The following is an 11,006-nucleotide window of genomic DNA, read 5'->3' as shown; positions in this document are numbered from 1 at the left end:
GACGCACTACGTTGAGACCAGGACCAGGGCAGGCCACCCCAACCACCATTGACAAACACCACTTACGAAGGTGTCTGTCGACGACACACCGTATCTCGCGGACTTTTTGCGGTCGCTCACGCCGCGCGGGCGCGACGAAGCTGTCGGTCGATGCGGTCGACGAACTGCCACTGCCGATGACGGACGTCGTCGTAAACGATCGCAATCACCGTCCAGCCGACATCCAGCAGTGCGGCCGTACGCCTGCGGTCACGCCGCATGGCCTCGGGGTCGCTGTGCCAGTCGACGCCGTCGTACTCGACGGCCACGTGCACGTCGGGCCACGCGAAGTCCAGGCGACGCACCTCCCCGTTTCCGTCGACGACCGCATACTGCAACTCCGGTGTCGGCAGGCCACCGTCGATCATCGCCAGCCGGGCTTCGCTCTCCATCGGCGATTCCGAGCGGGCGTCGGCCAGGGCGATCAACTCCCGCACGGCGACGATTCCGCGCCGTCCGGCCTGGGCGACGGCGGCACGCCACAACTCGGTCCGATTGCAGGAGCCGCTTCTGAGCGCGGCATCCAAGGTGGCCAGCGCCCTGGGCCGGCGTTGCGAGCGGGCCACCTCTACGGCGGTCCAGGCCGGCGCGGTGGCCGGCCTGCCGTTGACGACGGTCAGCGGCGCACCCTCGCGACGGTGTACCACCAGCCCGTCGGTTGACCGCAACCGTGAACCCGGTGGGCTCAGCACATGGAGATCGGTCGGCTCCGCCGTATCGAAGCCGTACATCGCAGCCGCGGTGTGCAGACACGCAGCGACCGGCCGTCCGCAGCGGAAGTCCAGTCCCCGCAACCGCAGGATGTCGTCGGGTTCTTCCAAGCAGTAGACGCCCGGCCAGAGTCGTTGCAGTGGGCCGGTTTTGAGTGCCGCCTCGAAGCCCCGTCTCGTCATGTGTTGCAGGATCTGGCTGCTGCTCGCCAGTCCTGCCTGGGCGCTGAAGAGTCGCAACAACTCTGGGTTCACACGCCGATCGTCGACGAGCGAGGAGCACCGGCCGCGGGTGTCGCACGCGAATGTGGATGAAGTGCGGCTTGGGGACGATCAATGGGCGCGAGCGACCGTCGACTGCCCGGTCACCGCGGCGTGTTGCGGGGCAAACACGGTCGCTCGCGGCAGTTAGAACGCGGCGGCCTGGTCGATGATGTTGACCAGGACCCGCACTCCGACCGCGAGCGCCCGCTCGTCGAGGTCGAACGTCGGCTGATGCAAATCCAGCTGGGGGCCCCGACCCGTCCACACGCCCAACCGGGCCATGGCGCCGGGCACCTCCTCGAGGTACCACGAGAAGTCCTCGCCACCACCGGACTGCCGGGTGTCGGCCAGCACGTCAGAGCCGATCGCTTCGATCGCGTGGGTGAGGATGCGTGTCGAGATCTCCTCGTTGACCACCGGCGGCACACCGCGACGGTACTGCACCGTGTATTCGATGTGCAGCGGCGCCAACAGCGACGAAATAATCTCCCGCACAATCGTTTCGAGTGTTTCCCAGGTGTCGCGGCTCGCGGTCCGGATGGTGCCCGCCAACGTCCCGGTCTGCGGGATCGCGTTCGCTGCGACGCCCGCGTTCACCGCGCCCCACACCATCACGGTGCTGTTGCGCGGGTCGATGCGACGCGACAGCACGCCCGGCACCCCCGTGATCAACGTGCCGAGCCCGTAGACGAGGTCGCCGGTGAGATGGGGCCGCGAGGTGTGACCGCCGGGCGAATGCAGCGTCACCTCCAGCTGATCGGCGGCCGACGTGATGGGCCCGGGCCGCATCGCCACCTTCCCGACCGCCAACCGCGGGTCGCAGTGCAACGCGAAGATCCGCGAGACCCCCGACAGTGCGCCGGCAGCGATCGCGTCGATCGCGCCGCCCGGCATCAGCTCCTCGGCGGCCTGAAAGATCAGCCGCACCCCGACGGGAAGTTCCGGCACCGACGCCAACGCCAGCGCGGCGCCCAGCAGGATCGCGGTGTGCGCATCATGCCCGCAGGCGTGTGAGACGCCCGGCACCAGCGACGCGTACGGCGCGCTGGTGCGGTCGGCCATCGGCAATGCGTCCATATCGGCGCGCAGCGCGATCCGCGGCCCGTGCTCGGGCCCGAAATCGCACGTCAGGCCGGTGCCGCCGGGCAGCACCTTCGGGTTCAGGCCCGCGTCGGCCAGCCGCGATGCGACGAACTGCGTGGTGGCGAACTCCTGTCGCCCCAGCTCCGGATGCATGTGAATGTGGCGACGCCACTCGACGAGGTCATCGAAGTGGGCCGACAGCCACCGGGCGGCGGCGTGGGGCAGCACGCTCATGACGCCCGCCTCGCCTGCAGTTCCAGCACCCGGTCGCGTTCGCCGGGAGTCTCTGCCAACCGCACCACCGTGCGGGCCAGCATGACCGCGCCCTCGACCACCGCTGTGTCGGCGCTCGGGCTCGCGGCGGCCTCGGCGAACGCGGGTTGGTGGACCGACGCCCCGCCCGCGTCGATGCCGACGATCGGATGGATGCCGGGCATCACCTGCGTGACATTGCCCATGTCGGTGCTGCCCAGAGGCAACGCCGCCTCCAGTTCGGGACCGACCGGCTCGCGGCCCATCCGCTGCATCTCCGCGCGGAACATCTCGGCCAGCCAGGTGTCCGGGGTCAGTTCGTGGTAGCTGGGTTCGGTCTCGGTGACGTCGTGCCCGCAACCGGTGGCCACCGCCCCGGCCAAGAAGCAGTCGGCCATCCGCTGTTCGAGTTCGCGCAGCGAGGCGGCGTCGTTGGCCCGCATCGTGTACTGCATCTCGGCGCGTGCCGGGATGACGTTGGTGGCCTGGCCGCCGTCGGTGACGATGCCGTGCGCCATCTGGCCCGGCGCCATCTGTTGGCGCAGCAGCCCGATCGCCACCTGCGCGACGGTGATCGCGTCGACGGCGTTGATGCCGAGGTACGGCGCCACGGCAGCGTGGGCTTCCCTGCCCTCGTAACAGACGGCGACCTGCGACAACGCCAACGATCGCGCGGCCGCGATGTCGAGCGGACCGGGATGCAGCATCACCGAGGCGGCGATGTCGTCGAACGTGCCCGCGTTCAGCAGCAGCACCTTCCCGCCGCCGGCTTCCTCGGCAGGCGTGCCGAGAAGCACCACCGTCAATCCCAGTCGATCGGCCACCTCCGCCAGGGCCAAGGCGGTGCCGACGGCCGACGCAGCGATGATGTTGTGCCCACATGCGTGCCCGATACCGGGCAGCGCGTCGTACTCGGCGCAGACGCCCACGACCAGCGGTCCGCTTCCGTATTCGGCCCGAAACGCCGTCTCGAGCCCCGCGGGCGCCTGCGTGACGTCGAATCCGTACTCGGCGACCAACGCCTGCGTCTTGGCGCAGCTGCGGTGTTCGGCGAACGCGAGTTCGGGCTCGGCGTGGATGGAATGCGAAAGTTCGACCAGATCGTCACGGCGTCGGCGGACGGCGTCCTCAACGGCGTCCGACGCGGTGAGTGCTGGCATCTTGGCAGTATCTCACTGCGCCATCTCATCGGGGCCGGGCGTCGGGTCCGACAGATAAGCTCGCCCACTGTGACCGATGTCCAGGCGGTGGCCGACGAGGCGGCCGAAGCGCTCGCCGAGCGCACCGGCGTCGAGCGCCACGACGTCGCCGTCGTGCTCGGTTCGGGCTGGGCGCCGGCGGTGCAACGGCTGGGTGATCCGGTCGCCGTGGTTCCGGTCGCGGAGTTGCCGGGTTTCACGCCACCGACCGCCGAAGGGCACGGCGGCCAGGTGTTGTCGATGCGCATCGCCGAGCATCGTGTGCTGGTCTTCGTGGGCCGCATCCATCCCTACGAGGGGCACGACCTGCGTCATGTCGTGCATCCGGTCCGCGCCGCCTGCGCCTGCGGTGTGCACACGGTCGTGTTGACCAACGCCGCGGGTGGGCTGCGCGAGGACTTCACCGTCGGACAGCCCGTGCTGATCAGCGACCACCTCAACCTGACCGGCCGGTCACCGCTGGTGGGTGCGCAGTTCGTCAACATGGTCGACGCGTACTCACCGCGCCTGCGTGAGCTCGCCCGCGAGATCGACCCGACGCTCGTCGACGGCGTCTACGCCGGCCTGCCGGGGCCGCAGTACGAGACGCCCGCCGAGATCCGGATGCTGCGCACGCTGGGCGCCGACCTCGTCGGCATGTCGACCGTGCACGAGACCATCGCCGCCCGCGCAGCCGACGCCCGGGTACTGGGGATTTCGCTGGTGACCAACCTCGCGGCGGGCATGACGGGTCAGCCGCTGAACCACGAAGAGGTGCTGGAGGCCGGACGTCAGTCCGCGACGCGGATGGGCACCCTGCTCGCCGCGGTCATCGCCCGGCTGTGAGGTCGAAGTCGCCGGAATATGCGGCCGAGAAACTGGGCACACTAACCGCATGACTGCGTCGCCGGCCACAAGTACTGCGCAGGAGTGGATCTCTCACGACCCCGATCCCAAGACCGCCGCCGCGCTCTCGGAGTGTTCCGAGGAAGAACTCGAGCAGCTGTTCGCACACCCCTTGACGTTCGGCACCGCAGGCCTGCGCGGGCCGTTACGCGCCGGCCCCGGCGGGATGAACCTTGCCGTGGTGCTGCGGGCCTCCTGGGCGGTGGCCAAGGTGCTCAAGGATCGAGGACTGGGCGGGCAGGACGTGATCGTCGGCCGTGACGCCCGGCACGGATCCGACGACTTCGCGCTGGCCGCCGCTGAAGTGCTTGCCGCACAGGGCTTTCCCGTGACCTTGTTCCTCACCGCCGTACCGACGCCCACCCTCGCGTTCGCCGTACGCCATCGCCCCGCGGCGGCCGGCATCCAGATCACCGCCTCGCACAACCCGCCGTCCGACAACGGCTTCAAGGTGTTCTTCGGAGGCGGCTTCCCGATCAACTCACCCACCGATCACGAGATCGAGGCGGCCATGACCGAGGCGCCGCACGCCGACGAGATCCCCCGGCAGGAGGTCAGCCCCGGGGGCGTCGACGAAATCCAGCGCTACGTCGAACGCGCGGCCACTCTCCGGCACACCCACGGCGCGGTCCGGATTGCGTTCACTCCTCTGCACGGTGTGGGCGGGGAGTTCGCGCTCGACGCGTTCGTGCGCGCCGGCCTTCCCGATGTGCACGTCGTCGACGAGCAGTTCGCGCCCGACCCTGACTTCCCCACCGTCTCCACGGCCAACCCCGAGGAACCCGAGGCGGTCGAAGCCGTCCTGAGACTGGCCGCCGACGTCGACGCCGACGTCGCAATAGCACTGGATCCCGACGCCGACCGATGTGCGGTCGGCGTTCCCACGCCCGACGGGTGGCGCATGCTGTCCGGCGACGAAACAGGTTGGCTGCTCGGCGATTTCATCCTCTCGCAGATAGAGCCGGGACCGGTGATGGAGACGACGGTCGTGGCCAGCACCCTGGTGTCGTCGCGCATGCTCTCGGCGATCGCGCGTGAGCACGGAGCACGGCACGTCGAGACACCTACCGGCTTCAAGTGGTTGTCACGCGCCGACGTCGACCTACCCGGCTGCACGCTGGTGTACGCCTATGAGGAGGCGATCGGGCACTGCGTCGATCCGTCTGCGGTCCGCGACAAGGACGGCATCAGCGCGGCGGTGTTGATCTGCGATCTGATCGTCGCGCTGCGCGACCGCGGGCACACACTGCTCGATGCGCTCGACGACCTGGCCCGCCGCCATGGTGTGCACACCACGACCGCGGTGTCGCGACTCGTCGAGGACGCCCACGAGGCCGCCGCGGTGATGAAACGCCTGCGGGACACACCACCCGAACGCCTCGCCGGCTACGAGGTGACCGTCACCGACCTGCTGCCCGACGAGGGCACCGACGCCGTGGTCATGACCGGAGGCGACGACGACGTCTCGGTGCGCATGGTCGTGCGACCCTCCGGCACCGAGCCGAAGGTGAAGTCCTACATCGAGGTTCGCTGTAGCGAGGTCAACGATCTGGCGGCCGCCCGGGAACGGGCACAGCGCGTGCAGGACGAGCTACGCGAGGTCGCCGGGCGCCTTTAACGCGGGCCGAATTGGCGGTCCCCGGCGTCGCCGAGGCCCGGCACGATGTAAGCGATGTCGTTGAGGCATTCGTCGATGGTCGCGGTGACCAGCCGGATGTTCGGTGCCGCCTTCTCCAGTGCGGCAAGGCCTTCGGGGGCCACAACGACGCAGACCGCCGTGATGTCAACGGCACCCCGGGAATACAGCAGTTCGACGGTGTGCACCATCGAACCGCCCGTCGCCAGCATCGGGTCGAGCACGATCACCGGCTGCGTGCTCAAGTCCGCAGGCAGCGACTCCAGATACGGTGTCGGCTGGTGCGTTTCCTCGTTGCGTGCGACGCCGACGAAGCCCACGCGCGCCTCGGGTATCAACGCGTGTGCCTGGTCCACCATCCCGAGGCCGGCGCGTAACACCGGTACGAGCAACGGCGGGTTGGCCAGCCGGCAGCCGGTCGTCTCGGTGAGCGGGGTGCGCACGGGCACGGTCTCGACCGCGGCATCGCGGGTGGCCTCGTACACCAGCATCAGCGTCAGATCGCGAAGTGCCGCCCGGAAGGCGGCGTTGTCGGTGTTCTCGTCGCGCAGTGTGGTCAGTCGTGCGGCCGCCAGCGGGTGATCGACCACGCGCACATCCATGGGGCGACCATAGCGGGAACCGGGGGTCGCCGCGCCGCGTCCTACTCCATATGCACGCTGACACTGACGCGGTCCGGGCGCTGGCCACGACCACCGCCGCCCATGCCGACGAACTGGCCTCAATCGCTTCGAAGCTGGCCGCGGTCACCACATCCGCGGCCGCGTTCGGTCCCGTCGGCCGGCCGTTCCTCGCGGCGCTGGCCGACGCCATCCAGGGCGAGGCCCGCGGGGTGGCCGCGCTGGGCGATCATGCCTCGGCGAGCGGTGACGCCGCTTACCGGACGGCGCTCGCCTACGACGACGCCGACGAACGCGCGGGCGCACGGGTGTTCGGCCTGTAGCCGATGCCGAGTGGGTTGATCGCCGGGCTGACGGCGCCGCTGCGGGAGGTCCAGTCGCTGGTCGGGTCAGGTTCGGCCGCCGAGCTCGCGACCGCGCTGCGCGATGTGCACAATGCGCTGCGCGAGGCGTCGGCGTCGGTGGGCCAGGCGTGGGGCCGCGCGGCGCAGCACTGGGCGGGCGCGGGTGCCGACGCGGCTGCGGGCGTGTTCACCGCGGCCGTCGCGCGGACCGATGAGCTCGCGGAGCGGGTGGGGCGGCTCGGTGCCGCGGCTGAGACGGCAGGCGCCGCGGTGGCGCGCGCTCGGGAACGGCTGAGCGACATTGTCGACACCTTCGAGGCGCGGGCGGCTGCGCTCGAACCGTTCCTCGACTCGCCGGGGGTGACGGAGGAGTTGGTCGTCGAGGCGCGGCGTTCACTCGCGGAGGCCGTCGCGGTGGTCGACGAGTTGCGCGCCGAACTGGACGGGCACGCCGCCGGCTTTCCCACCGCACCGTCGGCGCCGATGACCGGGCCAGCGCCGACCGCGCCCGCGGGGTTCAGTGCCCCCGGATTCGGCGGCGGAGGTGTGCCGGCCGGCGGAGCGGGTTCCGGTGCGAGTGGACTGGCATCCGGTGCGAGCACGGGCGGTCTCGGCTCGCTCGTGCGCGACATCGCCGAGTGGTCGCGCCCCGAGCCGCCTGATGCTGCGAGGTTCGGCGACGGCGTGGCGGTGCGACTGCCGGACGGCAGCACGGCAACCGCACCGAACGCGGTGGCCGCGAGCGCCGTTCGGTATGCCCTGACCCAGCTGGGAGTGCCGTACGACTGGGGCGGCACCACGCCGGGTGTCGGCCTCGACTGCAGCGGGCTCACCCAGTGGGCCTATTCGGAAGCCGGATTGACACTTCCGCGGCTGGCCCAGGAACAGGACGTCGGCGCCCCCGTCGGGGCCGGCGACCTGCGGCCGGGCGACCTCGCGATATGGGACGGTCACGTGGCGATGGTCGTCGGGAACGGCCAGATGATCGAGGCCGGCGACCCGGTGCAACTCTCGCCGATCCGCACGACCAACGCCGGGCAGGGCTTCCAGGGGTTCTGGCGGCCGACGGCCTAGCTGACGTCCAGGTCGGCGCCGGCGCCGTAGACCCCGAGCAGGTCGCGGGCTGAGACGATTCCGACCAGTTCTCCGTCGCGCTCGACCAGGACGTGGCGGATGTAGCGGTCCATCATCCGAACCGCCACCTCGTTGACCGTGGCGTCGGCCTCGCACCAGACCAGCTTCTTGCTCGCGACCTCCAGTGCCGGCATCGACAGATCCTGACCGGCGGCCACGGCGCGCACGACGTCCCGCTCGGACACCAAGGCCGAGGGCCGCTCGTCGTCGCCGACGACGATCGCGCCGACCTCGTGCTTGACGAGGGCATCGGCAGCCTCAGCGATCGTGGCGTTCGCCGGCACCCGAGCCACCGGGTCACCGATGACATCAGAAACCGGTGTCGAGCCTGGAGAAGGGAGATTGTCGGTCATGTCCGCCATGCTGCCATCCCGGCCTCGACCATCACGCGGCGGTGAGCACCACCTTCAACGCCCCTGTCTCGGCGGCGTTGCTGAACACGTCGTACGCGGTTTCGAACTCGTCGAGCCGGAACCGGTGCGTGACCATCGGCGAGGTGTCGAGGCGGTGGTTGGCGACCAGCCCGATCAAGGTGGGGGTCGAATAGGTGTCCACGAGGCCTGTCGTGATGGTCAGGTTCTTGATCCAGATGTCCTCGAGGTGCAGCGTCGCCGGCCCCCCGTGGACGCCGATGTTGGCTACGTGACCGCCCGCGCGCACCAGGCGCACGGCCAACTCGAACGTTTCCGGTACGCCGACGGCCTCCATGGTTACGTCTGCCCCGAGGCCACCGGTCAGCTCGGCGATCACCGCGTGCGGGTCGTCGCGACGGTTGTTGACCACCGCGTCGGCGCCGAACTTGCGGGCGGCATCGAGCCTGGAATCCGCCATGTCGATGGCCACAATGTGGCTGGGGCTGTACAACTTCGCGGTGAGGATCGCGGCCAGTCCGATCGGTCCGGCCCCGACGATCGCCACCACGTCACCGGGCCGCACCCGTCCGTTGAGCACACCCACCTCGTAGGAGGTCGGCAGGATGTCGGCGAGCAGGATCATCTCCTCGTCGCTGACGCCGTCGGGAACCTTGTGCGTCGAGTTGTCGACGTACGGCACGCGCACGAATTCTGCTTGGGTTCCGTCGATCAGGTGCCCCAGGATCCAGCCGCCGCCGTTGAGGCACTGCCCGTACGCGGCGTCGCGACAGTACCGGCAGCTACCGCAGGCGGTGACGCAGGAGACCAGTATCCGGTCGCCGACGGCGACGCGCTGCACCGCCGCGCCCACCTCCACCACCGTGCCGACCGCCTCGTGGCCCAGGATGCGCCCAGGCGTCACCTCGGGCACATCCCCCTTGAGAATGTGCAGATCCGTTCCGCAGATCGTCACGGTGTCCACCCGCACAACCGCGTCGGTGGGCGACGCTATGGCCGCGTCCGGCGCGTCGGTCCATGACCGTCGTCCCGGCCCGTCGTACACCAGCGCCTTCATATCTGTCTCCTTGGCTCGCGCCCGACGCTACGCCGCATCCCATCACCGATAAGAGTTTCGCGCGGGCGTCGTCACGTGCTGGGCGCACTGGCTCGCAGCCAGGGTGGCTATTGTGTGCCGCATGGCTGCTGACATCGTGGCGATCCGGCTCGGCTTGACCAAGGGCGACCTGTACACGTTATGGGCTCCACGCTGGCGTGACGGCGGCGACGAGTGGGAGGCCTTCCTCGGCAAGGACGAAGATCTGTACGGGTTCGAGTCGGTGGCCGACCTGGTCGCGTTCGTCAGGACCGACAAGGACAACGACCTGGCCGATCACCCCGCATGGGCCAAGCTCACCGAGGCCAACGCCCACCGGCTGGACCCGGCCGAGGAGCACCAGTACGACGTCATCGGCGTGCCCGAGATCGTCGCCGAGAAGGTCAACGAGGATGCGGTTCGACAACTGCACCGCACACTGGTGGTCGTCTCGTCGCTCGGTTCGGTGTGTGAATTGCCCGTCGTCACAAGGTTTTTCAACGGCAACCCGGTGCTGGGCATGCTCGGCGGCGGGATCGACGCCTTCGCCGGCCGCAGCGGACGTAAGAAGTGGGGCGAGATCGAGGCGGTCATCGCCCGGGCCTGGGACAACGTCGTCGACGCGCTCGACGAGGTGATCACGACGCCCGACGTCGACAGCTCCGCCTCGCAGAAGGCGCAAGCCGAGCTGGCCGAGCCTGCGCCGGAACCCGAAGACGACGAGCTGGTCGACGGGGTTTCCGAGGCCGACGACACCGAGGAGGCCGAGGAGGACTCCGACGCCCTGACCAGCCAGGCGCAGAGCCAGGTGCTGGGCAGCGACGAGGACTTCTGGCTCAAGGTCGGCATCGACCCGGTCCGGTTGATGACGAGCGCGGGCACCTACTACACGCTGCGCTGCTACCTCGACGACCAGCCGGTCTTCCTCGGCCGCAACGGGCGCATCAGCGTGTTCGGCTCCGAGCGGGCGCTGGCGCGTTATCTGGCCGACGAACACGACCACGACCTGTCCGGTCTGGCCACCTACGACGACATCCGCACGGCCGCCACCGACGGCTCACTGCAGGTCGAGATCACCGACGACAACGTCTACGTGTTGACCGGCATCGTCGACGACCTCGCCGACGGGCCCGATGCGCTGGACCGCGACCAGTTGGAGCTCGCCGTCGAACTGCTGCGCGATGTCGGTGACTACTCCGAAGACACGACCGTCGATCAGGCCCTCGATCCCGACCAGCCGCTCGGCAGGCTGATCGCCCACGTCCTGGAACCCGACACCGTCCGCGCACCGAGCCCGCCCTACGCCAAGGCCGTCGAGCAGTGGGAGGCGTTGGAGGCGTTCGTCGAGTCCCGGCTCCGCCCCGAATAGGAGCACGCCTTCGCCGCGAGCGACC

Annotated in this window: 11 protein-coding genes; 5 read left to right on the top strand and 6 right to left on the bottom strand. The window is 69.6% G+C overall.

All coding sequences use genetic code 11. The annotated features are described in order from the left end of the window. Positions 1 to 116: 116 nt before the first annotated feature. The 3 genes from AU072_RS08600 to AU072_RS08590 all read right to left on the bottom strand — a co-directional run bounded on the left by AU072_RS08600 (position 117) and on the right by AU072_RS08590 (position 3,508). Entirely contained in the window at positions 117 to 1,004 is an 888-nt protein-coding gene (locus AU072_RS08600) for a type IV toxin-antitoxin system AbiEi family antitoxin (RefSeq protein WP_064413382.1), read from the bottom strand. 153 nt (positions 1,005 to 1,157) lie between these two features. Continuing rightward, a complete protein-coding gene (locus AU072_RS08595) occupies positions 1,158 to 2,330 on the bottom strand; it encodes an amidohydrolase (protein WP_064413381.1) in 1,173 nt (390 codons plus the stop codon). Beyond that, the gene (locus tag AU072_RS08590; RefSeq protein ID WP_064413380.1) at positions 2,327 to 3,508 is read right to left on the bottom strand and encodes a M20 family metallopeptidase; all 1,182 of its coding nucleotides are present in this window, start codon (positions 3,506 to 3,508) and stop codon (positions 2,327 to 2,329) included. The genes AU072_RS08595 and AU072_RS08590 overlap by 4 nt, the downstream gene beginning before the upstream one ends. 69 nt (positions 3,509 to 3,577) lie before the next feature. Here AU072_RS08590 and AU072_RS08585 point away from each other — a divergent pair, with 69 nt between their 5' ends. Together AU072_RS08585 and AU072_RS08580 are read left to right on the top strand one after the other, a co-directional pair. After that, complete coding sequence (locus tag AU072_RS08585; RefSeq protein ID WP_064413379.1) at positions 3,578 to 4,372, top strand: purine-nucleoside phosphorylase; 795 nt, start codon at positions 3,578 to 3,580, stop codon at positions 4,370 to 4,372. A 49-nt stretch (positions 4,373 to 4,421) separates the two neighbouring features. Then, a complete protein-coding gene (locus AU072_RS08580) occupies positions 4,422 to 6,050 on the top strand; it encodes a phospho-sugar mutase (protein ID WP_064413378.1) in 1,629 nt (542 codons plus the stop codon). Here the strand turns inward: AU072_RS08580 and upp are convergent. Beyond that, positions 6,047 to 6,670: a uracil phosphoribosyltransferase gene (upp, locus tag AU072_RS08575; RefSeq protein WP_064413377.1), complete on the bottom strand. Its 624-nt coding sequence runs from the start codon at positions 6,668 to 6,670 to the stop codon at positions 6,047 to 6,049. The genes AU072_RS08580 and upp overlap by 4 nt on opposite strands. 50 nt (positions 6,671 to 6,720) lie before the next feature. On the opposite strand from upp, the gene AU072_RS08570 reads away from it, so the two are divergent. After that, positions 6,721 to 7,011 (top strand): type VII secretion target, encoded by a 291-nt coding sequence (locus AU072_RS08570; RefSeq protein ID WP_064413376.1) that lies wholly within the window; start codon positions 6,721 to 6,723, stop codon positions 7,009 to 7,011. A 3-nt stretch (positions 7,012 to 7,014) separates the two neighbouring features. Continuing rightward, entirely contained in the window at positions 7,015 to 8,106 is a 1,092-nt protein-coding gene (locus AU072_RS08565) for a C40 family peptidase (RefSeq protein ID WP_064413375.1), read from the top strand. Here the strand turns inward: AU072_RS08565 and AU072_RS08560 are convergent. Beyond that, positions 8,103 to 8,519: a CBS domain-containing protein gene (locus AU072_RS08560; protein WP_064346009.1), complete on the bottom strand. Its 417-nt coding sequence runs from the start codon at positions 8,517 to 8,519 to the stop codon at positions 8,103 to 8,105. The genes AU072_RS08565 and AU072_RS08560 overlap by 4 nt on opposite strands. A gap of 31 nt (positions 8,520 to 8,550) precedes the next feature. After that, positions 8,551 to 9,594, bottom strand: a complete 1,044-nt coding sequence (locus tag AU072_RS08555; protein WP_064413374.1) for a zinc-dependent alcohol dehydrogenase family protein — start codon at positions 9,592 to 9,594, stop codon at positions 8,551 to 8,553. Positions 9,595 to 9,715: 121 nt separating this feature from the next. On the opposite strand from AU072_RS08555, the gene satS reads away from it, so the two are divergent. Beyond that, positions 9,716 to 10,981, top strand: coding sequence for a protein export chaperone SatS (gene satS, locus AU072_RS08550; protein WP_064413373.1), 1,266 nt, complete (start codon positions 9,716 to 9,718; stop codon positions 10,979 to 10,981). Positions 10,982 to 11,006: the final 25 nt, after the last annotated feature.

The organism is Mycolicibacterium novocastrense (assembly GCF_001499835.1).
GTDB classification, from domain to species: Bacteria; Actinomycetota; Actinomycetes; order Mycobacteriales; family Mycobacteriaceae; genus Mycobacterium; species Mycobacterium novocastrense.
Note: the sequence above shows the minus strand (reverse complement) of the source record. Positions and strands in the feature narration are given on the sequence as shown.

Coding starts and splice junctions, on each gene's coding strand:
- AU072_RS08595 (WP_064413381.1), bottom strand. CDS start 2,330: ATGAGCGTGCTGCCCCACGCCGCCGCCCGGTGGCTGTCGGCCCACTTC.
- AU072_RS08590 (WP_064413380.1), bottom strand. CDS start 3,508: ATGCCAGCACTCACCGCGTCGGACGCCGTTGAGGACGCCGTCCGCCGA.
- AU072_RS08580 (WP_064413378.1), top strand. CDS start 4,422: ATGACTGCGTCGCCGGCCACAAGTACTGCGCAGGAGTGGATCTCTCAC.
- upp (WP_064413377.1), bottom strand. CDS start 6,670: ATGGATGTGCGCGTGGTCGATCACCCGCTGGCGGCCGCACGACTGACC.
- AU072_RS08570 (WP_064413376.1), top strand. CDS start 6,721: ATGCACGCTGACACTGACGCGGTCCGGGCGCTGGCCACGACCACCGCC.
- AU072_RS08565 (WP_064413375.1), top strand. CDS start 7,015: ATGCCGAGTGGGTTGATCGCCGGGCTGACGGCGCCGCTGCGGGAGGTC.
- AU072_RS08560 (WP_064346009.1), bottom strand. CDS start 8,519: ATGACCGACAATCTCCCTTCTCCAGGCTCGACACCGGTTTCTGATGTC.
- AU072_RS08555 (WP_064413374.1), bottom strand. CDS start 9,594: ATGAAGGCGCTGGTGTACGACGGGCCGGGACGACGGTCATGGACCGAC.
- satS (WP_064413373.1), top strand. CDS start 9,716: ATGGCTGCTGACATCGTGGCGATCCGGCTCGGCTTGACCAAGGGCGAC.